The sequence below is a fragment of the Paenibacillus sp. J31R98 genome (assembly GCF_056269245.1).
This window is the reverse complement of record NZ_JBWDNO010000011.1, coordinates 173,723-196,983: the sequence shown is the minus strand read 5'-3', so window position 1 is coordinate 196,983 and position 23,261 is coordinate 173,723. Positions and strand designations below refer to the sequence as shown.

Sequence of the window (23,261 nt, the reverse complement as noted above, 5' to 3'; positions counted from 1 at the left end):
AGGGGCTATCCCGGTCATTGCCACATCATCTGGCAAAGTCCGTGAATAGCCCCTTTTCTCTTTTTATGAAGAGATGGATGTCTTACTGTTTCTGAACAACTCTGTCGCTTCAGCGAAGCCGAGAACAGCACGCTCCAGTCGTTTCGCAAGCTCCTCATCAAGCTCATAACCGCCTGCGTCTAGCTTCTTCACCTGCGAGTCAACCGCATATACGCCAGCTGTAACATGCTTCGAATAGAGGGCAGACAAGACCGGCTTCAGCGCATAGTCAATCGTCAGCAAATGTGCAATCGTTCCTCCGATGAAGAGCGGGAGAACGACTTTCCCTTCCAGCCCGTTCTGCGGCAGCAGATCGAGGTATGTCTTCAGTACACCAGTGAATGAAGCTTTATATACTGGGCTTGCGATTACAATTGCATCCGCTGCTTCGATGCGCTTATTCGCTTCAATGATCGCGGGGCTGTCCCAGCGAGCTAGAACGAGATCCTCCGCAGGCAGTGAGGCAACATGCAGGCTGCTTACTTCCCAGCCGAGCTGGCGCAGCTTCTCCTCCGCATAACCCGTCAAACCATTCAAACGCGATACTCCACTTGGACTTCCCGATACAATGACTACATTCGGCATGATTTCGGCCTCCTTACCATTCTGGAAACATTATACTACCATAATTCCGATAAGTAAACTATGAATAGTATAAAAATAACCCGGGAGTCGGCCGCTTATTATGCAGCACAGCTCCCGGTACTATTGTAACCTACTTCGCTTTCACTTCTTCCGGCGGATACAGAATGATTCGCCCGTCTTCCATCTCTACGCGCACCTTGTTCTTCTCTTTGAACTCTTCCGCCTGCAAGTAAGACGATGGAATTTGGAGCCGCCCCGCTTTGTCGATGACGGCATATTCCACATGGCTTTCTTCCGGAACGAAGCCGTTGCCGCCTTCTGCCATTGCCGCAAGCTCCTCCGCATAAGACTGCCTGCGAATAATCTCGGAGGATGTCTTGCCGTCACGGATTGCGACAACGCGGTCTACTTTCCTTGCGAGCAGCGGATCATGCGTTACGATAACGATCGTAATGCCGATGCTGCGATTCAGCTCACGGAACAGATCAAGAATTTGATTGGACATCTTCGTGTCGAGCGAGCCTGTCGGCTCATCCGCCAGCAGCAGCTTCGGCTCATTCGCCAGTGCAATGGCGATGGCGACACGCTGCTGCTCACCGCCTGAGAGCTCGCTTAGCCGGTTCTTCGTCCGGTGGCTAAGTCCAACCGCATCAAGCAGCTCCAGCGCCCGCAGACGCTTGCGAGCGCCTCTGAGCATGATTGGCAGCTCTACGTTCTCAAGCGCGGTCAAATACGGGATCAGGTTGCGCGCGTTGTTCTGCCAGACGAAGCCAACCGTCTCGCGCTTATACTTCACAAGATCGCGCTCCGTAAACTTGAGCAAGTCTTTATCGTCGACTAGCAGCTTGCCGGCGGAAGGGCGGTCGAGACCGCCCAGCATGTTCAGAAGCGTTGACTTGCCGCTGCCGCTGTTGCCGATAATCGCCATTAGCTCGCCGGCCTCTACATGGAGATCGAGACCTTGCAGAGCGACGACTTCAAGATCGTCGGTTTTATAAATCTTTACAAGCCCATCGCAATGAATCATCTGTTACTCCTCCCCAAGCTTCAGCGCCTGCGTAATCTTCATACGCGAAATCCGGATGCCGAGCACGAGCAGCCCGATCGCAATCATCGTGCCGACGACGCCGTACAGCTGGACGTAATCGCTAAGCTGACGAACGATCTCGAACGGCGGAACCTGATCCGAAGCGCTGAAGGACAGCTGGAATAGCGGCACGAACATGCTGCTGACCGAGTTCCCGATTAATACGCCGAACAATATCGCAGCTGCCGAGGTAAGCAGCTGCTCGCTTAGCAGCATGCCTATAATCTGCAAGAACGATATCCCCATCGCTCGCAAAATACCGAATTGCAGCGTACGTCCTGATAGAGTCAGTACCCAGAACAACAGGAACCCGAAGAAGCTGATCATCATGGAGATAACAAATCCGAGCGTCATAACTCCATTAATCGCAAGACGGAACGGATCGTTCTTGGAGCGGATGAGCAGCTGTCCAGCGTCGACCAGATTCTCAACCGGAATTTCTTTCTTAATCAGATCATTGTACAGAACAGCGCTTGTTGTATCCGACTTCAGCTTGATCCATACCTCGTAAGGTTCAAGCGCCAGATGGTTCTGAATGTACGAGAGATGGCCGACTACAAGGTTCGGCAGACGCACGTCCGGATTATCCTTGTCGCCTGCTTCCGGAAGCGGATTCCAACCCGGCCAGTAATCGATAATGCCATAGACGATGAAGTTGGCGCTATCGAGCCCAGCCCACTTGGCAGAGAGCGGGTCGCCAGGCTTCACCTTGAATTTGTCCGCTAGACTTCTAGAGATTAGCACGGCTTTCGGATTTGAAGCCAACAGGTTTAGATAGCTGTTGAGCGGATATTGCATCAAGCCTCCGCGCATCCATGCTACTTTACCGAAGTCATACGTATCAATGCCATACAGCGACGTGGCGCCATTCGCACCATTCACCGAGAAGCTGGCATCATCCTTGCGGAATACGCGCGCAGCGGTATCAACGCCTGCAAGCTGCTGCATGGTAATGAAGGACGGTTCTGTATACGTTACAACCTTTGGCGCAGCGGCATCATCAGCCGGTGCTGGAGCTCCAGGTCCCGCAGGTGCAGGCGGCGGCTTATCGTTATCCCAATGAACGGACAACTGAATATCCGATCCGGTCGTATACTGGATCTTGTCCTCCATATTGCCGTTAATCGTCCGTGCTGCATTCGCACTGAATAGGCCCATGGCAACCGTCATAATCAGGAATACCTTGATCGTCAAATACTGCGACGATGAGCGGCTGATCTGTAGCAGTGTCGAATATAGCGCAGGCGTCCACCATCTGCGGCCGATCCAGAATACAAGCTTGATCAGCCAAGGGTAGAGCCGCAGCACGAACAATCCGATGCCAAGCGAGAATATCGCAGGCATGAAGAACATAAGCGGATCGACTTGAATCGCAGTCGGATCTAGTGCAAGCGCCTTCAATCCTTCCATGCGTGTGTTGAAGTTATGCAGCATGTAGATGGCTACAGCGAGCAGAACAACATCTGCGCCGGTCTTATGCCAGAACGACATTTTGTTCGAACGGGCCATTTGCTGTTTGTGACCGACAATCGTCGTGCGGGTAGCTAGGAATGCTGGTACCAGGATAAGAATGATGGAACCGCATACGGCTGTTACCGCAATTTTGTAAGAGTCGCTGTTCAATACCACATCAAGCGAGGAGCGCTGCACAAATTCAAGGAAGCCGCTCGACGCACCGAGTATCTTCGTGAAGAACACCCCAATAAACGGACCTACCGCTAGCGCGAGCGCGCCGAGCAACAAGCTCTCTATGAGGAAGACGAGCATAATTTGCATTCTACTAGCCCCACGGCTGCGGAGAACAGAAATCTCCGTCTTCTGACGCTCAATAATGAGGTTAGCCGCCATGTAGAGGTAGAAGGCCAGCATCAGCATAACCGGCGAGTAGAGCGACCAGAGCATAACGTCGAGCTTCTCTTGCTTCTCGGTATACGTTGCAATCGAGTTCTTCGCAGGCATGTCGACAGCAGCAATGCCGAGTCGCATGTTGAAATAGTTGTTGATGCTTGCGAATTGGCCCAAATAATTGTCGATTCGATCAATATTCATCTGCTCATAATTGAAGGCATACTGCCAAGCAATAACCGAGAGCTTCAGCGGCCCTTGATTTTGAACAAAATCATGATCAAACTGCTTATACGGAATATAGAACGATGAATTGTACGATTCCACATTAAACTGATCGTATTTGTTATCGGACTTCGACTCTACGATACCGACTGGAATAAGGTGCAGTTCCTTGCCTGTGTCCTTATTCTTATAAACAAATTCATGGTTCAGGTCACGCTTCATATCAATAATAAACTTCTGGGTAACGAGCACCTCGTATACGCCGTCTTTGCGGTTCGGATCAGGCAAGCGGCCGTCAATCACATGCACGCGCTTCTCCAAATCGGTAACTGTGCGGAAGCTACCCGAAACATTAAGCTCCCTCTTCTCACGGTCAGACGCATCGACTGGCAGCACCCTGAATGACTGCGATCCACGCGAAATGACATATGACTGCGCGTCAAGCCCAAACCGGGCAGGTGCATTCTGCATATAACGGTCAGCTTTCGCTATAAGCGAGCGAGTCTCCTCGAAAGTACGCGTGCCTGAGATGGAAGTCGAGGCCCGGAGCGAACCCGGATATATCCCTTGATCCTTCTGAAGCTGCTGGAGCTGCTTAAATAACGTCCGCTGCAAAATAGCGTGAGAGTAAAGCGGCATGGAGCTGAATAACGCAACACAAATCGTAAGCCCGAACCAAAGATTAAGCTGTAGCCAGCGATTTTTCGCCATTTTCCGAAAAATCATCGTCCAAATCGCCATCGTTTCCTGTTCACCCTCTTCTAGAACGCATCGAAATTAGTTATTTAAGACAACTTTCATCCCGGGCTCAAGCCCTTTGACAATCTCGACATCGGTCGAAGTCGTGATGCCAGGCTGTACGTCAATTTCTTTGCGGCGGTCGCCGTCAACGACTTGCACGTAAGTACGGCCGAGATACGTACGGAGTCCGCTCTTCGGAATGACAATTACATTGTCGTGCTTCTCAAGACTAATCTTGATTTCAGCAGGCTTGCCAAGCTCGAGCTTCGCGCCTTTGGTAGTGAGCTCAATGTATAGAAGTCTCGTATTGCGCTCGTCGACATCTTTGTTGCCTGTTAGCGGAGCGTCTGATGGCGACTGAACCACTTTTCCTTTATATTCCTTTTTATCAATCGTCACGGATACGATCATGTCGCGCTGAATGGCAGATAGTGTCTTCCCATCATCAGCAGTATGAACGAGCCATACTTTACTCGGGTCGGCTATCGTTACAAGCGGTGTATAGCCGTTCAAGCCGTCACCCGGTGACTTCGCATCAGCATAGGAGATTACACCGTTAATTGGAGCAATCAGCTTCGCGGATTCATACTGGTGTTTCAGGTCGTCCATCAGCAGCTGTTCGCGTTCCAGATCGATTTCCTTCATGCGCAAGCCCGTCCCGGATTCGCCGTTCACCTTGGCGCTGTGCAGCGAGATCTGAGCACGCTCCAAATTCAGCTGCTCGAGATTCATACGCAAGTCGAAATCTCCCATGTCCAGCTCTGCGATCAAGTCGCCTGCCTTCACTTCATCTCCTTGCTTGACGTAGAGCTGCTTCAATCTGCCGCTTTCTTTATAGAATAAAGGGACATTATTGCTGGATGCGACGGTAGCGACACCTGTAAATTTCGATTCAATCATTGCTTTCTTCACTTCGATCGCATCGATCTTCTCAGCAGCCGGCTTCACAAGCGGAGGCTGAATGTTCAGCTCTTTCTGCGGCAGCAATGAGCAACCGGATAAGAGTGTTGCGCACGCGAGCAAGGCAGCGGTTTGCTTCAGTATGGTGCGACGACGATTACGAGTTAGACTGGTTCGACTCTGTGACAAGCTCTCCATCCTCCAATGCTATAACATGATCAACGATTTCCATGATGCCTGGGTCGTGAGTCGTCATTACGACGGTCATGCCATGATTCTCTACGAGGTCGCGGAACACTTTAATGACTTGCAATCCCATACGGCTATCCAGCTCGGCCGTCGGCTCATCCGCGAGCAGAAGGATTGGCTGATGAGCTATCGCTCTTGCAATCGCAACACGCTGCTGCTCACCACCGGATAACTCAGGCGGGCGATGCTTCATCCTCGCCTTCATCCCGACCCATTCGAGCGCGCGTTCCGCTTGCATTCTATTCTGCTTGCTGTCATTGCCAGCGATGCGCAGGCCGAACTCGACATTCTCATACGCGGACATAAGCGGGATGAGACCAAATGCTTGGAAAACAAGGCCAAGATGGGTGCGGCGCCAGTTGCTGCGCTGCTTCTCCGGCAGCTTCGAGATGACTTGCCCGTTAAAGAACACTTCGCCTTCCGTCGGCTGATCGAGCGCGGCGAGCAAGTTGAGAAGTGTAGTCTTCCCAGACCCTGAACGACCTTTGAGCGCGATCATCGAACCCTTGTTAATGGTCAAATTAATATTTTTGACAGCGGTTACAGAATTGTCGCCGCGTCCAAACACCTTCTTTACATTAACAGCTTTCAGCAGTGGCTGATTCAAAGGTGTTGACGATTCCGCCGTAGTGATTATCACAGGCAGCCATTCTCCTTCCTATTCCCTTTGCTTCTCATAATCTGTAAATATTTACTATAAGAGTTAGGATACTAGGGCAGCTATATGCTGTCAACCTTTCAAATTGTCAGCAACCGCGAGCAAGACACCTAATATGCAGTTGATTATAACCGTTTTCAAAGCAAAATGGGTGAATATTGCGAAAATAATACAAAAATTGATAGCGAAGCTTGTAGATTCGGGGGCTTTGTGGAGGGGCGAAGTTGGAGGGTGATGGGAGCCAATAGGTACGGCGGAAACCGAGAGGCGGCGGGCGCCGATAGGTATGGCAGAAACCGAGGGGCGGCGGGCGCCGATAGGTATGTCAGAAACCGAGGGGCGGCGGAGCCGAGTGTGATGGCAGCCTGCTGAGTTTAGCTCAGCAAGCTGCCGATCAACCAGGCGAGCAAGCCTGCGAACGCGGACGATGCGAGGTTCACCGCATCGTTGGTCATCACGGCGAAGCCGCGCACCCGCTCGGCAGCGACGCCGCAGTGCTCGGCGCGCTCCGTCTCGCCGCCGCACGCACGGCAGCGGTACATCGCTTGCACGGTGGCGCCGAGCAGCGAATCGGCGAAGGCGCCGGCCGTGCCGGCTACCGCCGCGGCGGCGAGCAGCGCCCCGCCCGGCAAGGCGCCCTCAGGCGCTGGCGGCGCGGCAGCCAGCAGCGCCGCGACCAAGCCAATGAAGGCGGCGCCAGCCAGCGCGGCGCCGCTACCGAGCGGCGTAACGCCGCCGCTGGTGCCGGCCGAGACGCGCCGGCCGGTCAAGATCGAACGCGGAGCAGCCGCGCTTAGGGCGCCGATCTCCGTCGCCCACGTGTCCGCGTTCACGGCAGCCATGACGCCGACGAAAGCGAAGGCCCAGCCGCCATGCGGCCAGAGCGCATGCCCGGCGCACAGCGCCAAGCCCAGCCCGCCGTTGGCCCACACTTGCAGCCAATCCCGGCGGCCGCTCTTGGCATAGTTCGCTTCCGCTTGCTCCTTCTTCCGATGCCGCTTCTTCCACTTCGAGAGCAAGGAAGAAGAGATAAAGAAAGCAAGCAGCGAGCCGAACCAGAACGGTCCGCCAAGCGCCACATAGCACGTCCCCATCACAATGGCTGAAAACATGCCGGAACCTGACAAGGAACGCAGCCGATACGCGCCTCCCGCTAGAATCAAACTGCCGATAAGACCGACAAGCACACGGCCTGCTAGAGAAGAATATAAATCCGTCATAACCGCTCATTTCCTTTCTAATGCCAAAAGAAGGATTTTTCAATTTTACGTTGAAGTGATATGTCGAACTACTTCACATTTTGTCATAATTTTGTAGTATACCTCAACCAGTCTCGCACACAAGGAGAACTCAACCCTAATGAACCCTGTAACTGATTCAAAGCCAGCGGCAAACGAGAGAACACCGGAAGAACTTCTTCGCATTATCTTTGATTATACCGCTAGAATTGGAAGCCAGCGAAGCCTGAAGAGCGTTCTTCTTCTGATGGCCGATATGGGCCGCGAAATGATATTGGCCGACAGGTGCACCGTGTGGCTCATTGACCGCAACCGAGGAGAGCTGTTTACGACCATTGCGCATGGAGTCAGCGAAATCCGGCAACCGCTCGGATCAGGCTTCGTCGGACATTCCGTCATGACGGGCGAGAATTTACTGATTGAGGACGCATACCAAGACCCGCGTTTCAACGATACGAATGACATAAGAACCGGCTACCGGACCAAGTCAATCATCACCGTTCCGTTCGTGGGCAATGATGGCAGTATTATTGGCGCCTACCAGGCGATTAATAAATTAACGCCGCAAGCGGTATTCACGCAGCGCGATCTGGATCAGCTGAAGCTGGCCGCTTCCTATGCAGGCAAATCGCTCGAATCCGTTATGCTGCACGAAGAGATCGTCGCAACCCAGCGCGAAATTATTTCCGCTATGGGCGAAATCGGCGAGAGCCGCTCCAAAGAAACCGGCAACCATGTCAAACGCGTTGCGGAATACTCCTATATTCTCGCACTCGGATTCGGCCTTTCGCATGAAGAAGCCGAGCTGCTCAAGCTCGTCTCACCTATGCATGATATCGGCAAGGTTGCCATTCCCGATGCTGTGCTGAACAAGCCAGGCAAGCTGACTGAGGAAGAATTCGAGCTGATGAAGAACCATACGGCGATCGGTTACAACTTGCTCAAGTCTTCCGGTCGCGAGCTGCTCAAGACTGCTGCAATTGTCGCTCACCAGCATCATGAGAAATGGAACGGAGCCGGCTATCCGCAAGGGCTGAAGGGCGAGGAGATTCATCTATACGGACGCATCACGGCGATTGCAGACGTATTCGATGCGCTTGGCAGTGAACGGGTCTACAAGAAAGCCTGGGAGCTCGATCGCATTCTCTCCATGTTCAATGAGGAGCGCGATCGGCATTTCGATTCTCGCCTTGTCGATGTGCTGAACGACCAGCTGCCCGCCATTCTGGAAATCCGCGACCGATATAGCGATCTATAACCATAAGAGACCGGCTGTCACTAATGTGATAGCCGGTCTCTCTTTGCTTCTATAACCCCTCGCCTCATGACGACGCTTGCTGGAAGCGATCCGGATAATTCGTACAGATCATTAAGTTCGGATCCATGCTGCCAAGCCGCTTCATCATTGGCGCATCATTGACGGTCCACGCCATAACTCCGACTCCTGCTCCTCGCATCTGTGACAGCATCTGATTCGAAACATGCGTATAGCCGACGGACAAGAATGTCGAACCAAGCTGCTTCAAGTCCTGCAAGAGCGTCCAAGGCGATGCATCCAGGATCAGTCCTGTGCGCACATCTGCCGTTAACGAGCGAACGATTCGCAGCGACTCACGGTCGAAGGAAGTAATAACCGAGTCATGCTGGAGGCTATGCTTGTTCAGCAGATCGACGACCTTCTTCTCGATGCCGGGATAGCGTCCTCCGTATGTCTTCAGCTCAATATTAAGTCGGCAGCGGCCAACGGTCTCCAGCATGACTTGCTCCAGTGTCGGAATGCCCTCACCGGCAAAAGCTTTATCAAACCAGCTGCCGGCATCCATCTTCCCTAACTGCTCCGCTGTGTAATCGTTCACTCTGCCAGATGTTCTTGCCGTCCTCCGAAGCGTATCGTCATGAATGACGACGGGGATACCGTCTTTGGACAGCTGAACATCAAGTTCAATCCATTGCACGAAAGGAAAGCGCATCGCCTCCCGAAAAGCAGCCATCGTATTCTCCGGCGCAAGTCCGGACGCGCCGCGATGAGCAACACAAGGATTGAGCATTCGAGCATTCACTCCTTCGGCTTCACGTTTCCTGCAGCGTCAATCGACGCATGAATCGAAATCGATGAAATGCGTTTGAGCAGCGCAGCCGCCTCTTCGCCTTCAAGCGGCGCCGGCTGGGACTGATTCGCGCGCATCGGATGCATGAGTAGCGAGCACTTGCCATCTACGCTGCACCGTGCATCTACAACACCGGTGTCTTTCGTCTTATCCGGCGTCATGCCTGGGAATATAAAATTGCCTAAGCTGTATGCGATCCACTTGCCTTTATAGGATTCGAAGCCTTGTAAGGTATGAGGATGACTGCCAATGACCAAATCGGCTCCTGCATCAATATATTCATGCGCCAGGCGTTTCTGATCGTCATTCGGGTTATCTTCACGTTCGATGCCCCAATGCACCATGACGACAACAAGATCCGCTTGCTTCTTCGCATCCTGGATCGCTTTCACAGCTCGCGTGGAATCATAGGTCTCGGCTAGACCCGGATGATTCTTGGCCGCTTTCCACGAGCCTTCCGGAATCACCCGCGAGAGGCCGATATACGCGACGCTGATGCCTTTGGCTTCAAGCAGCACCGGCTTGAACGCCTCTGCATCGTCACGGCCCGCTCCCATATTCGGAATGTCTGCAGAGTCGAGGTGACTGATCGTATCGAGCAGCCCCTCTTCGCCTTGATCCATCGTATGGTTATTCGCCAGATTAACGACGTCGATGCCCGAAGCCTTCAAGGCAGGCAGCGCAGCTGGCGATGATTTATACACATACTGCTTCTTTAGAGCTGGCGTCCCTCGTTCCGTTACCGGTGTCTCCAGGTTCGCGGCCATTAAGTCCGGCTTCTGCAGAAACGGCTTCACATATGTATATGGATAATCGTATCCGTTCTTCAGCATTAAATTCTCGACGGCAGCTGCGAGCAGTACATCCCCGGCAAAAGAAAGCGTGATGGTATTGGCATCTCCAGTCGCCGATCCCTTGTCAATAACAGCTGTACTTGATCCTGAACCGGAGTTCGAGCCATCCGCATCGTCAGGTTGCTCTTGATTCGCTGCAGGCTGCTGATCGCCTTGATTGGCATCCGATGAGCCGGGATTTGAGCCAGTCCCCGAATCATTCGAATTCGCTCCATCGTCTGCGGAAGCATTCGAAGGATCACTATCATCTGTGGCTGCGGCATTATTGCCCTCGCCTGAGTTGCTCTTGTTAGCTCCACTTGCCGGATCCGAAGCGATGTCCAGCTTCTCTGCCTCGTCCTGTCGCTGCACGAAATAGACGACAGCAAGCACGCCTATGAGGAACAGCATAACGATATTGATTGCGAGCAGCCTTTTCAACCGCCTTGAGCGCTGCTTCTTCTGGTGCTGATGTGTTTCAGACCTTGATGCGTGCATAGTCGGCTAAGCTCCTTTTCTCTTGAACATGGACGCATTCATTATACCGCATTTGCGAGCGAGTAAAGGAAACTTTTTACGGCTAAAGTGCCTCTTTGATTGAAAAATAGATCTTGGCTCCTTGCATGCCTCGTTCGACGCGCCCGCTCTTCTCCAGATGGAACAAATGGGCAAGCGTCTCTGACATGGCGAACCTCAAATTATGCGTATTGCCGGCAATTCGTTCGCCGAACAGCTGCATACATAACGTATAACCCGTATCTGCGCCCGCTTGAATCAAACTATACATTTGCGTCAGCCTGCGTTCATGATGCCCGATGAGCTGATCGATCCGCTCCTTATAGTTATCGAACGGGTCCCGATGGCCGGGAAAAGCAAGCTCCACCTCAAGCTTGCGAATATGCTCCAGACTGTACAGAAACTGCTGCAGCTGATCTTCGCCGTCGCCTGGGACAACGCTAATATTAGGCGTAATATCCGGCAGCACCTGATCGCCACATAGCATCAGCTTCGCATCGGCAGCGTAGAAGCAGAGCTGCCCCTTCGCATGACCTGGCGTGTCGATGGTCTGCCAGGAGAGACCGCCCATCTGTATCGTTTGCCCCGCTTCGAGGAAGGTCACCTTCGGCTGCGGTGACACCTTCGCGATGAAGCTGTCCAGATGCGGCTTAATCTCATCCAACACCTGCTGCGGCATGCCGTGCTCTTCGTACAGTTGCGTCAGATCCGCTGCAAAAGCGGCTCCTGCATCGCTTCCCCATAGCCGCTGCGTATACGCGTACGAGTCTTCGGAGATATAGACCGGCGCTCCGCCCGTCTGCTCTTGAAACCAACCAGCAAGCCCGTAATGATCGGGATGCTGATGCGTCAACACAATCGTATGGATTGAGCGGATGGCGATTCCGTGAGTGTCCAGCGCCTGCTCCCATGCTTGTACCGCTTCAAGTGTATGCAAGCCAGGATCCACAATCGTATAACCCCGTTCATCTTGCAGTAGATAGCTGTTGACGAATTTCAAGGAGAAGGGCAACGGTACCTTCACTTGAATAATGCCGCTTGGCCATATTCTCGTAGCTATCGGTTTGCTCGTTTCACTCAATGGCTTGCCCTCCCTCTCAAGATCAGCCGGGGCGATCGCTGTTCATCATAGGCGAGTGCCTCATAATCGCCATATACATGCGTCAGTTCAAGACCCGCCTCGGACAAGGCTTGTTCAAACCAAGCCAGCGGAAACAAACGGACACGCTCTTCGTAACGCCGGACAGTCGCTTCATCGCCTTCTGTACCAATTGCGATTCGTTTAACGACCCAGCCGTCTTCCGTAATGGATCGTACTTCTTCAATATGTAAGCCGGATTCCGCGTCCAATCGTTCCGAACACGGAACAAGATTAGCAGCCACATACGCTGCATTCATAAAATCAATCAAGAACTTCCCGTCAGGCTTCAGCACGCGGCGAATTTCAGCCAGCACGCGCTTGTTATCGTCCTCCGCCTCGAAATAGCCGAAGGACGTGAACAAATTGACCGTCGCATCGAATGAATCGTCTGCGAACGGCAGCTCTCGCATATCCCCTTGGATGAGCTCTTTGATCAGGCCCTCTTTATTGTGCTCGCGTGCCTTCTGAAGCAGCGCCTGCGAAAGGTCCATGCCGGTCACTTCGTAGCCGAGCTGTGCCAGCGCGAGCGCATGCCTGCCCATGCCGCAGCCAACATCGAGAACAGCCGCGCCCGGCTCAAGCTCTAGCCAGCCTGCCATCCGCTGCACCTCACGCTTGGCATGCTCCCAATTCCGGTGTCTGTACACAATCATATAATCGGAGCCAAAACTCCGCTCAAACCATGCCGACATACGCGATTCCCCTCCTTCATTTCACTGCCTCCTATTGTACTTCACGGTCCGCTATTCTGGCAAAAGACGTCTGCAGCGGCATAATTATCATCCTTACTATCCATACTATTCCAAGATAAGGAAAGGCGGTCGAAGCAACGTGCTGAAGCGGATCGAGACACTGTTTGCCGAGTCAAGAGATTTAACGATGCATCAGCTGCAAAATAATCACATGTCTATCGAGATCGCCTATATCGAGACGCTTTGCGACGGAAGTAAAGTGAGCGACTTTATCCTCGTCCCCTTCACGAAGCAGCTGCAGCCTTTTGATGAAATTGTAGAGATCAATTCGGTCTATGAACCGCTTGATGACCCGGCCAAATGGACAGACACGCTGCTGCTCGGCTTCGTCCTCATTCAAGTCAAAGGCAGAATCTATAAGCTGGACGCCGCGCGTATCATCCGGAACGAGAATCCGCAAACGATGGTCGAAACCGTCATTAACGGTCCGCAGATTGCTCTTAGCGAGGATGTCATTGATTCAATCAATATTATCCGCAGCCGCTACCCAAGCCCTGAGCTTGCGACCGAAGAGCGGACTGTCGGCACCATCTCGCGGACTCGCGTGCTGCTGCTGTACGACAAACGAAGTGTCGATTCCAATGTGCTGAATATGGTCAGGCAAAAGCTCGAGCGCGTCAACGTACCCATGATTTCCGCTTCCGGCCAACTGACCCGTGCGCTAGGCGATCGGTATAAGCTGTTTCCGACCATGATCATTACGGAGCGACCTGATCGTGTCTGCAACGGCATACAGGATGGGAAAGTCGTGTTGCTCCTACAAGGCTCCATGTTCGCTATTGTGCTGCCTGTTACGTTCTATGATTTTTTAAGCGCGGTTGACGATCAGTATGATTCGTTCTGGATGACGCGCACGCTGCTCGTCCTTCGCTATGTCGCAGTCTTGCTGACGATCTCACTGCCAGCTTTGTACGTTGCCATCGTTTCCTTTAATCCGGAGCTGTTTCGCGTTCAATTGACCTTCTCCATCGCTGGAAGCCGCGCAGCTGTGCCGTACCCGTCCTTTATTGAAGTTATCATCATGCTGCTCATGATTGAAGCGCTCGTCGAGGCCAGCGTACGCCTCCCCAAGTTTATTGGCTCTACGGCCACGACCGTTGGCGGCCTCATTCTCGGACAAGCTGCGCAACAAGCGGGGCTCGTCAGCAGCATTATGATTATTGTTACTTCTGTTGTCGCAATCTCTAACTTCGTCATACCGGTCAACAATATGTCCATAGCCATCCGGTTCATGAAATATCCGCTCATCATTATGGCGATCTTCTTCGGCATATCCGGCGTGACGATTGGCCTGTTTATGTATTTTGTTTATTTGGCCGACTTGCGCAGCTTTGGCAAGCCGTATTTTCGCATATTCAGCAAAACGCCTTCGCAATCAGGTGATATCGGGCAGGTGGATCAAGGATGAACCGTTATTTTTACTATTGCGTGACGATCGTAAGCATGCTCAATTTAATGCTGTTTGTTCCTTATTTACTGATTCAGGACCGCTATGTGGGGGCTGTATCGTCCATGATTATCGCAACTGTCGCCGGCTCCACGCTCGCGATCCTGTTTACTCATGTAATGAAAGTGTTCCCTGGCAAAGGACTGCCGGAGATATTGGGCCTGTTCTTCCCGAAATGGGTGTCGGCACCAATTCTGTTTGTGATCGGCTGCATGTATTTCATGTCCGCTTCCATCGTATTGACGGGGTTCTCCGTGCTCATAAACCGCTTTCTGAATCCAGATACAAGCTCATTCATTGTTCTAAGCTTGCTGTCGATTGCTTGCATCTATGGGGCAACCCGCTCCACGCTGTCCAACATCTTCATCGTTGAGATGGGCTTAGTTATTAGCGTTCCGCTCATCATTCTGATTCTGTTCAAATCTTACCGGAGTCCAGCACTCGATTGGGATGCCATACGTACTGTCGCGCAATATTGGCGCCAGCCGCCTAAGCTGACTTCTTATGCAGCGGCAGTCTTTTTGTTTACTGGCTATACCGGCTATGCCATCTTCAATCGGTTAAACCCTCCGAACTTTCGGCTGAGGTACCGCTGGCTCATTCCGCTCATCGGCTCTGTCATTCTGATAAGCTCCTTCTTCGTGCCGATTGGCTTTCACGGTACCGAAACCGCAGCCTCCTACCTGTATGTGTGGAGCGTTACGGCAGATTCGATGACGATGGAGTACGGGTTTCTCGAACGGGTCGTGTTTATTTTTCTGCTGCTATATCTGAACTTGACCCTCGTGTATACGACGAACACTTGGCATATCGCGATGGAGCTGTTCAAGAGCTGCCTGCCAGGTTCCAAACCGCAGATCGATCCTGAGCGAACACCGCTGCTCAACTGGATTATTGCTGGCAGTCTGGGATTGATCACAGTCCTTACTTCTTATTTCTTCGATGAGAAGCAGAACTTGTCGCTTGCTACGAATTGGCTCATCCTGCGCGTCTTTGTGGAAGTCATCTCGGTACTCTTCCTCTTCGTGCTTAGCATTGGAATGGGCGGAAGGAAGCAATCGGCATGAAGTATAGACGGTTGTTGGCACTAGCTGCCTTGCTGCTGCTAATCGGGCTGACTGGTGGATGCGGCTTCAAGGACATCGACAAACGGTTTTTCGTTGTTGCCATCGGCATTGACCCCGCTCCGGAAGGCGCCAAGGGCTATAAGATCTCACTGCGCTTAGCCGTTCCTTCGCCAAAGGTGGAGCCAGGTGCTGCGAAATCACAGGTGGAAACGATTCAAGCCACAAGCATTGCGGAAGCGGTTCGACTATTGAAATCACATGTTGATAAAGAGCTTGATTTCGGACATTGCAAGCTGCTGCTGCTTGGCGAAGAGCTGGCGAAGAAGGATTTTCGCGGACCGCTGAATTGGCTGTCGCGCAGACGCGACATTCAGAACGTTGCGTATGTGGCAATTGGCAAACCGGATGCCAAGACGATTATTGAGATCGAACCAACCAATGAGCGTATGCCTGGGAACGCGATCTTCCTGCTGTTCGGCAATGACGGTTCAGAGTCGTCGTATACGATTTACGAATATTTATTCGACTTTGTGCGGCGCACCGGAGAACGCGGGATGGACCCGATTCTGCCGATCATGCGCAAGGAGAAGAACGGCTACGTCGTCACCCGACTTGGGCTGCTGAATAAAACCAGGCTCGTTGCCGTGCTGAATCCGCAAGAAACCGAGACGTACAATCAAATTCGCAATGAATATAGGAAATCGACGATTGCCGCCACTATCGATGGGCAGAATATGGTCATGTCCGTTGATAGCATTTCGTCACGGACCAAAATCGTCAAAACGAGTGAAGGTTGGGTACTGAGACTGAAGTTAAATATCCGGGGAATCTTCGAGGAAGCACCTGTCGGCGTCTATGATCAAAGCTGGAAGAAGCTAGAGCAGACGTTCAATGCGCAGGTAGAACAAGAAGCGGAGCGCCTGCTTGAGAAGGCACGGCAAGCAGGCGTTGATCCATTTGGCTTCGGGCTTAGATTTCGCGCGACTCATGCCGGCAGCGAGAAGACTTGGAAAGACTGGCAGTCCATATATCCAAGATTGAAGTTTGACGTACAGGCGACTGTCACTATTGAAGGCTCCGGCATTGTGCGTTAAACAACTTAGTTAGCTAATTAGAGACTAGATTCGGACAAGCCTGTCCGTGCTTCGCAGCTCCTTCAGCGAGCCTGCACCAATGCCGAACATGGCGGTGCGCAGCTCGAACTCCGTCCGCTCCATCTGGCGGTGCAGCTCCCGCTCGCTACCGCCTGCTGCCGCTTCGGCTGCCCCGGCAAGGAGCGAACGGCCGAAGCCGGCCAAGTCCGCGCCAAGCGCGATGGCTTTGGCCGCATCGACGCCACTTCGCAGCCCGCCGCTCGCAATGATTGTTGCTTGCGGCAGCGCAGCTCTGACCTCGCGGACTGACGCCGCAGTCGGAATGCCCCAGCCGGCGAATGCTTCGGCTGCTTCGGCGCGCAGCGGGTCGCTGCTGCGGTACTTCTCTACCTGGCTCCACGAGGTGCCGCCTGCTCCGGCAACGTCAATGAAAGATACGCCTGCTTGTACGAGGCGTTCCGCTGTCTCTGCGTCGATGCCCCAGCCGACCTCCTTCACGCCAACGGGGACGCCAATGCTGCGGCACACATCGCCAATGCGGTTCAGCAGGCCGCGGAAATTCGTATCGCCTTCCGGCTGGAACACTTCCTGCAGGCTGTTTAAGTGCAGCACAAGCGCATCTGCCTCAGCTAGTTCTACCGCCCTGAGGCATTCGGCGACACCATAGCCATAATTGAGCTGAACAGCGCCAAGGTTCGCGATAATAGGAATCGTCGGAGCATATTGCCGCACCTGAAACGTATCCGACAGCGATTCATTCTCGATTGCTGCCCGCATGGAGCCAAGCCCCATCGCCCAGCCGCGCACTTCGGCCGCTTCGGCTAGCCTGACATTAATAGCGGCAGCCTCATACGTGCCTCCGGTCATGGAGCTGATCAATAGCGGTGCTTCCATCGCCCGATTAAGAAATGTAGTGGAAAGATCAATATGATTAAATGCCAGGTCCGGGAGCGCATTATGGCGGAATCGATAGCTCGCGAAGCCCGGCTCCGTACCGACACTTTGCACATCCTCCGTAAGGCAAATGCGGATATGCTCGCCTTTTCGTCTGGCAGTCTCTTGATATTCTTCATTCAATCTGTCTGTCATCCTAGTCGTCGTTCTCCTTTTTTAGCAAAAAAGCTTCCGTTTTCATTAAAGCTATCATGGCACATTGAGCAGAGCTAGGCAAATCCGGTAGACACTTGCGTAATTTTGATTATTTTGATCTTATTTTTGACTATAACAATCATTTTCGTTGTTGTTTACTACATAAGATCGTATAATAAAAGCAGAAGATCATTAAACAGGAGGCGCTTAAAAATGCAAGTAAAAACATTTGACAATACGACTGAACTCGATTTGTTCGCTGCCCAGCTGTTTGCGGAGAAGCTTAAAAATAAACCGAATGCGACTCTAGGCCTTGCTACAGGCTCGACACCCGTCGGCATTTATGGAAAAATAATAGAGATGTACCAGAACGGCAGCATTTCCTTCAAGGACGCTACCACATTTAACCTGGATGAATATGTCGGCTTGGAGCCGGAGCATGAGCAGAGCTATGCGCACTTCATGAAAGAGCAGCTGTTCAATCATATCGATCTGCCACAGCATAATGCGCACTTGCCGAAAGGCACGGGATTGGACTTGAAATCGGAATGCCAAGAGTACGATCGGATGCTTGCTGAGCAGCCAATCGACATTCAATTGCTCGGCCTTGGCCTGAACGGCCATATCGGTTTCAATGAGCCCGATCAAGAGCTGCAAGGCGGTACGCATGTAGTCGAGCTGGAGGAATCGACGCGTGAAGCGAACGCGAGATTCTTCGACAAGCTGGAGGAAGTGCCTACGCAGGCGATAACGATGGGTGTGGGCTCGATACTGAAAGCTGATTCCATTCTGCTCGTCGTGAAAGGCGCTGACAAAGCAGGCATCGTGAAACAAGCGCTGCAAGGACCGATTACGACTGAAGTGCCGGCATCGCTCTTGCAAACGCACAAAAATGTACTTGTACTCGTCGATCGTGAGGCAGGGAGGCTGTTATAATTGATGCGAACTACAGGTGACTCATGGCTCGTTAAGCATGTTCAGTCCATCGTATCGGATACGGTGATTGAAGGCAGCGTAGTTGTAGTAAACGGTAAAATAGCAAAAATCATTGAGGGCGACGCCATTCCAGCGGAATACGAGCAGCTTGAGACGGTAGATGGGCATGGCGGCTGGCTGCTGCCAGGCTTTATCGACATGCATGTTCATGGCGGCGGCGGCGCTGACTTCATGGATGCGAATCGCGAAGCGTATGACACCATTACCCGCTTCCATGCCTCCAAAGGAACGACTAGAATGCTGGCAACGACGGTTACCGCTTCACCAGAAGCAATTGCAGCCGTACTCGAAGCGTCAGATGCTTACCGCGGCGGCGACATGCCGAATACGGTGCTGGCAGGCGTTCATTTGGAAGGTCCTTTCATTAGTGAAAAATGGCCTGGCGCACAGAACCCGGCTTTCATCATCCCGCCCCGTGTTGATCTTATTCAAGCTTGGAACGAGCAGTACCCTGGACTTATGAAACAAGTTACTTTCGCTCCCGAGAAAGAAAATGCGCTCGCATTGACGGAATACCTCGCTGCCAGCGGAATCGTCGCCGCTGCCGGCCATACGGATGCGCTCTATGCACAGGTAGTCGATGCTGCGGAAGCTGGAATGACACAAGCCGTGCATACGTATAATGCCATGCGAGGCTTGCATCACCGTGAACCGGGAACTGTCGGCGCGGTACTGACCGACCACCGGATCCATGCCGAGCTGATCGCGGACGGACATCACGTCCATCCGGCAGCGATTCGCCTGCTCGTCGCAGCAAAGCCGACGGATCGGGTAATTCTGATCACGGACGCAATGGCAGCAGCTGGACTTGGCGATGGCCAATACGACCTCGGCGGATTAGCGGTCGATGTTAATGACGGCGTTGCACGCCTTCATGAGGGCGGAGCTCTTGCGGGAAGTACGCTGACGATGATCGACGCCGTCCGTTATATGCTCGCGCATACAGGCCTCAGCGTTGCTGAAGTCAGCCAGATGGCGAGCGGCAACCCGGCGAGACAGCTCGGCATTGACGAGGTTACAGGCAGCATTGCCGAAGGCAAGCTCGCTGACCTCGTGCTGACGGACACATCGTTCACGAGCGCGCTTCGCACTTGGGTGAACGGACGTCAAATATACGGATAAGTGAATAATGAAGAGCAGGTCCTAGCGGGGCTGCTGCAGAGTGCCGAGAACGTCCTTTGGACGTTCTCGGCACTTTTATTTATATCTTGTTTGATAATTTCCCTCACAATCAACACACATTAGAAACGTGTACATAGAAATGTTTCTTTTTTATTATACAGTAGCTACATGACGGTTAGATGTTGAATATGAAACGAGCTTAGCAACAAGGAGGTACTTCCATGGGACGATTCCTAGACAATTTAATCCCCCTTCGCAAACGAATTAATCCTATGCAATTGGCTGGGTGGCAGCCCAAGCGATACGCTCATGAGAATCTCGGCTGCGTGCTGCTGGCTGACCAGAAGATCCCGGTTTCCGGAGGCGACACCCTCTCCGCAGACGTATACTTGCCGCGCAGAGAAGGTCGATATCCCGCTGTTGTTATGATCGGCGCTTATAATAAAGACCTGCATTCCGCCGGTGCACCGACAGGGAACAATGAAATTGGCGCTCCTGCCGTATTCGCCAATCACGGCTATGCGCATGTTGTGTCCAGCAGGCGCGGCGTCGGTCGGTCGACGGGGACCAGCGGGCTATATTTTGACAAGCAGGAAGTTGATGATTTTGTACGCGCAATCGAATGGGCCGCTTCTCAGCCGTGGTGCAGCGGCGAAATCGTGATGTTCGGAACTTCGTATTACGGAATGATTCAACCCTTGGTTGCCGCACGCAAGCCTCCGGCGCTCAAAGCGTTCTTCGCGCATGAGTTTTGCACGGATTTCTTCCGGCATACGACGAACTACGCAGGAACGAATAATGTCGGCTTCTTCAACGTATGGATGGGAGCCAATTTCAAGGACTCCGATCATCGACGCCAAATTGCCCCTTGGAAACGAGCCCTGCTCGGACAGATTATCAATCGGGATTATATGTGGAAAAGAATCGTTCATCCGAACATTGATAAAATATTCCGGAGTTTCGTCAATAAGGAGCCCTCTCTGCAAACGTTGAAGCATTACCGTGATATCGGTCTTCATCGCAAACGCCGGGAAGATTCGGAATTCGATCCCGGCCCTTACCTTGGCTTAGATCAGATCACGATTCCTTTTGTCGCGGTTCAAAATCCAGCGATGTGGAATATTCATCAATTCGGCGCGAATGATTTGTTCGAACATGCCGGTACGCCGAAGCATCTACGCTGGCTTATTCAGAGCGAGCACGAATACGAGCTTCCAACCACCTCCTGGCAACTTGAGGCCATAGCCTTCTTCGACGCCATCGTCAAAGGAACCGATAACGGCTATCACGAGCAAGCGCGATTCCGTTATTTTGTCGACGGAGAACGCAAATATCGGGCCGCTACCGACTTCCCGGTACCGCAAAGCAAACGTGAGCGCCTCTATCTTGCGGAGAGCGGCGCATTGGTGAGCACTGCACCGCAGCAGGGAGAAGCACAGTGGACAGCGATTCCTTATGGCTTCCCTGTGCTTAAAGGCGTAGATAAAGTCATTAATCAAGTCATCTCATTCCGATACACGGTCAATCAAACGCTAACCTTTGCCGGTCCGCTCACCGCCAGCATGAAATTCAGCTGCAACGAAATCGACAGCTATGTCATTGCGAGGTTGTCGCGGGTAGATCGACAAGGCCATATTCATTATCTGGCGATTGGCGCTGTCTCTCCTGCAAGAAGCAAAGAGATTAACGGACTTGGCTCATCGGCTGAAATTGTCAATGATGCAGAGAATCCGGTTCCGCTTATCCCTGACGTACCGGTGACCTTCCGCTTCAGCCTGACGCCTGCCGCTGCGAGCATACAAGCAGGGGAATCGCTTGTGTTACAGATCGGCAGCCGGTCAGACCTTGTGGCTTCTACACCAAGCAAGGGCTTTGCACACTTTCCTCTAGCTGTGCCACCCTACTTTTCGTTAAATACATTGCATTTAGGATCTGAAACGTACTTGGAATACGATGCGCTAGCTGATTAAAGTCGGTATTGTCAAATCATCAAGCAAACGAGCCCTCGCAATGAGTAACGGGGGCCCGAATTATTAGCGTGCGATTTTATGCTGATTTCATTGTTTTCGATAGATTCATAGTGTGACATTACTAACTAGATTAGAAAGGAACATACGCTATGTTTAACCAATTGAAAGAAATGCTGCGCGATCAATTCATCCTTCCCGAAGATGAAAGATATGAAAGCAAGAGAAAAGTTTGGAATGCGGCAATTGATAGAAGACCGGGAGCCATCGCCGTTTGCAAATCGGAGGCTGACGTAATCGCAGCCGTGCAAGTTGCAGCACAGCTTCAAATTCCTGTCTCCATTCGTGGGGGCGGACATCATGTGGCGGGTTTAGCTGTATGCGATGAAGGGCTGATGCTCGATATGTCCGAGATGTGCAAAGTCACCGTTGATTCAGGCAAGCGAATCGCTTATATAGACAGCGGCGCCAATGTCGGCGAGATTATCAAAGCGACACAGCAGCATGGACTCGTCCTGCCTGTGGGCACAGCATCCCAGCCTGGCATTGCAGGACTTACGCTCAATGGCGGAATCGGTTATCTCAGACGCAAGTTCGGCTTGACGTGCGACAATCTAATCGGAGCCCGCCTTGTTACGGCAGACGGCCAACTATTGGAAGTCAATCAGCACTCGCATCCGGATCTATTGTGGGCGCTTAAAGGAGGAGGCGGAAATTTCGGAGTCGTGACAAGCTTCGTATTCCAGCTTCAGCCTCTGGGACCTGAAGTATTGGCGCTGGATGTGATGTATGATTATGCGGATGCGAAACAGATTATCCAGAACGCCTATCCATACAACCTGCAGGCTCCGGATGAAGTCTCTTTCGGTATAACGTTGCTCCAGCTGCCTCCATTCCCTTTCTTACCGGAAATGCTGCATCACAAGAAAGTGGTTATTCTGAACGGCCTGTACGCCGGAGATCCGGTCGAAGGCTTCAGAGCCATTCAACCGCTGCGCCAGTTGGCCCAGCCGATCATCGACCAAACGGGTATTACCACGTATGAGGAACTCCACCACAAGCTTGATCCATTAGTGCCTGACACGGTTCCAGCCATCGGAAGCTCATTATTCTTCAAAGCATTCGATGACGAGGCAATCGATCTGCTTCTGAATCAATTGGAGCTTGCGCCGGCACCGACTACACTGACCCAGTTGTTCCCATTAGGCGGACAAATGAACCGTATCGGGTCTGGAGATGCGGCGTTTGCTACCCGCGATGCAGAGCTGGTCGTATTCCTCGACATCATGGCACTGGGTGCTGACATAGGCGATTGCCAAGCGTGGATGGACACGATATTTGCCAAGCTTCTCCCTTATTCCCATAACAAATCTTCGTATTTGAATGCGATCGGTTTGAGCGAAGAAGTGACCAAACACGCATTTGCAGACAATTACGCCAGATTGACCGAGCTTAAGTTGAAGTATGATCCGTCCAATCGGTTCCGCTACAACCATAACATCGTTACGAACTAAAAAAAGTTGGATGGATAAACATGTCGTTTATCCGTCCAACTTTTTGTT

General features: G+C 52.4%; 19 protein-coding genes. 8 read left to right on the top strand and 11 right to left on the bottom strand.

Features of this window, described 5'->3' with window-relative positions; genetic code table 11:
• Nucleotides 1-63 precede the first annotated feature (63 nt).
• The 6 genes from ssuE to AC0YNX_RS28885 all read right to left on the bottom strand — a co-directional run bounded on the left by ssuE (nucleotide 64) and on the right by AC0YNX_RS28885 (nucleotide 7,549).
• Complete coding sequence (gene ssuE, locus AC0YNX_RS28910; RefSeq protein WP_475819173.1) at nucleotides 64-624, bottom strand: NADPH-dependent FMN reductase; 561 nt, start codon at nucleotides 622-624, stop codon at nucleotides 64-66.
• A gap of 130 nt (nucleotides 625-754) precedes the next feature.
• Nucleotides 755-1,651, bottom strand: a complete 897-nt coding sequence (locus tag AC0YNX_RS28905; protein ID WP_475819172.1) for an ABC transporter ATP-binding protein — start codon at nucleotides 1,649-1,651, stop codon at nucleotides 755-757.
• A 3-nt stretch (nucleotides 1,652-1,654) separates the two neighbouring features.
• Complete coding sequence (locus AC0YNX_RS28900; RefSeq protein ID WP_475819171.1) at nucleotides 1,655-4,492, bottom strand: ABC transporter permease; 2,838 nt, start codon at nucleotides 4,490-4,492, stop codon at nucleotides 1,655-1,657.
• Between the two features lie 66 nt (nucleotides 4,493-4,558).
• Complete coding sequence (locus tag AC0YNX_RS28895; protein ID WP_475819170.1) at nucleotides 4,559-5,611, bottom strand: efflux RND transporter periplasmic adaptor subunit; 1,053 nt, start codon at nucleotides 5,609-5,611, stop codon at nucleotides 4,559-4,561.
• The gene (locus AC0YNX_RS28890) at nucleotides 5,580-6,311 is read right to left on the bottom strand and encodes an ABC transporter ATP-binding protein (protein ID WP_475819169.1); all 732 of its coding nucleotides are present in this window, start codon (nucleotides 6,309-6,311) and stop codon (nucleotides 5,580-5,582) included. The genes AC0YNX_RS28895 and AC0YNX_RS28890 overlap by 32 nt, the downstream gene beginning before the upstream one ends.
• A gap of 392 nt (nucleotides 6,312-6,703) precedes the next feature.
• Nucleotides 6,704-7,549, bottom strand: coding sequence for a DUF92 domain-containing protein (locus tag AC0YNX_RS28885; RefSeq protein WP_475819168.1), 846 nt, complete (start codon nucleotides 7,547-7,549; stop codon nucleotides 6,704-6,706).
• A 139-nt stretch (nucleotides 7,550-7,688) separates the two neighbouring features.
• Here AC0YNX_RS28885 and AC0YNX_RS28880 point away from each other — a divergent pair, with 139 nt between their 5' ends.
• A complete protein-coding gene (locus tag AC0YNX_RS28880; protein ID WP_475819167.1) occupies nucleotides 7,689-8,825 on the top strand; it encodes an HD domain-containing phosphohydrolase in 1,137 nt (378 codons plus the stop codon).
• Nucleotides 8,826-8,889: 64 nt separating this feature from the next.
• Here the strand turns inward: AC0YNX_RS28880 and AC0YNX_RS28875 are convergent, their stop codons facing one another.
• The 4 genes from AC0YNX_RS28875 to AC0YNX_RS28860 form a co-directional block, all read right to left on the bottom strand.
• Nucleotides 8,890-9,615, bottom strand: a complete 726-nt coding sequence (locus tag AC0YNX_RS28875) for a glycerophosphodiester phosphodiesterase (protein ID WP_475819166.1) — start codon at nucleotides 9,613-9,615, stop codon at nucleotides 8,890-8,892.
• 8 nt (nucleotides 9,616-9,623) lie between these two features.
• Nucleotides 9,624-11,006, bottom strand: a complete 1,383-nt coding sequence (locus AC0YNX_RS28870) for a CapA family protein (RefSeq protein ID WP_475819165.1) — start codon at nucleotides 11,004-11,006, stop codon at nucleotides 9,624-9,626.
• Between the two features lie 82 nt (nucleotides 11,007-11,088).
• Nucleotides 11,089-12,105 (bottom strand): MBL fold metallo-hydrolase, encoded by a 1,017-nt coding sequence (locus AC0YNX_RS28865; protein ID WP_475819164.1) that lies wholly within the window; start codon nucleotides 12,103-12,105, stop codon nucleotides 11,089-11,091.
• The gene (locus AC0YNX_RS28860; RefSeq protein WP_475819163.1) at nucleotides 12,102-12,857 is read right to left on the bottom strand and encodes a class I SAM-dependent methyltransferase; all 756 of its coding nucleotides are present in this window, start codon (nucleotides 12,855-12,857) and stop codon (nucleotides 12,102-12,104) included. The genes AC0YNX_RS28865 and AC0YNX_RS28860 overlap by 4 nt, the downstream gene beginning before the upstream one ends.
• Nucleotides 12,858-12,996: 139 nt before the next feature.
• Here AC0YNX_RS28860 and AC0YNX_RS28855 point away from each other — a divergent pair, with 139 nt between their 5' ends.
• The 3 genes from AC0YNX_RS28855 to AC0YNX_RS28845 are packed head-to-tail and all read left to right on the top strand — an operon-like array spanning nucleotide 12,997 to nucleotide 16,525.
• Nucleotides 12,997-14,325, top strand: a complete 1,329-nt coding sequence (locus AC0YNX_RS28855; protein WP_475819162.1) for a spore germination protein — start codon at nucleotides 12,997-12,999, stop codon at nucleotides 14,323-14,325.
• Complete coding sequence (locus tag AC0YNX_RS28850) at nucleotides 14,322-15,431, top strand: GerAB/ArcD/ProY family transporter (protein WP_475819161.1); 1,110 nt, start codon at nucleotides 14,322-14,324, stop codon at nucleotides 15,429-15,431. The genes AC0YNX_RS28855 and AC0YNX_RS28850 overlap by 4 nt, the downstream gene beginning before the upstream one ends.
• Complete coding sequence (locus AC0YNX_RS28845) at nucleotides 15,428-16,525, top strand: Ger(x)C family spore germination protein (protein WP_475819160.1); 1,098 nt, start codon at nucleotides 15,428-15,430, stop codon at nucleotides 16,523-16,525. The genes AC0YNX_RS28850 and AC0YNX_RS28845 overlap by 4 nt, the downstream gene beginning before the upstream one ends.
• A 24-nt stretch (nucleotides 16,526-16,549) precedes the next feature.
• Here AC0YNX_RS28845 and fni read toward each other — a convergent pair whose 3' ends face one another.
• Nucleotides 16,550-17,614 (bottom strand): type 2 isopentenyl-diphosphate Delta-isomerase, encoded by a 1,065-nt coding sequence (gene fni / locus AC0YNX_RS28840; RefSeq protein ID WP_475819159.1) that lies wholly within the window; start codon nucleotides 17,612-17,614, stop codon nucleotides 16,550-16,552.
• A 213-nt stretch (nucleotides 17,615-17,827) separates the two neighbouring features.
• On the opposite strand from fni, the gene nagB reads away from it, so the two are divergent.
• From nagB to AC0YNX_RS28820, 4 genes are all read left to right on the top strand, one after another.
• Complete coding sequence (nagB, locus tag AC0YNX_RS28835; RefSeq protein ID WP_475819158.1) at nucleotides 17,828-18,550, top strand: glucosamine-6-phosphate deaminase; 723 nt, start codon at nucleotides 17,828-17,830, stop codon at nucleotides 18,548-18,550.
• A 3-nt stretch (nucleotides 18,551-18,553) separates the two neighbouring features.
• Complete coding sequence (nagA, locus tag AC0YNX_RS28830) at nucleotides 18,554-19,732, top strand: N-acetylglucosamine-6-phosphate deacetylase (RefSeq protein WP_475819157.1); 1,179 nt, start codon at nucleotides 18,554-18,556, stop codon at nucleotides 19,730-19,732.
• 221 nt (nucleotides 19,733-19,953) lie between these two features.
• On the top strand, nucleotides 19,954-21,702 hold the full coding sequence (locus AC0YNX_RS28825; protein ID WP_475819156.1) for a CocE/NonD family hydrolase: 1,749 nt from the start codon (nucleotides 19,954-19,956) through the stop codon (nucleotides 21,700-21,702).
• A gap of 149 nt (nucleotides 21,703-21,851) precedes the next feature.
• The gene (locus AC0YNX_RS28820; RefSeq protein ID WP_475819155.1) at nucleotides 21,852-23,213 is read left to right on the top strand and encodes an FAD-binding oxidoreductase; all 1,362 of its coding nucleotides are present in this window, start codon (nucleotides 21,852-21,854) and stop codon (nucleotides 23,211-23,213) included.
• Nucleotides 23,214-23,261 lie beyond the last annotated feature (48 nt).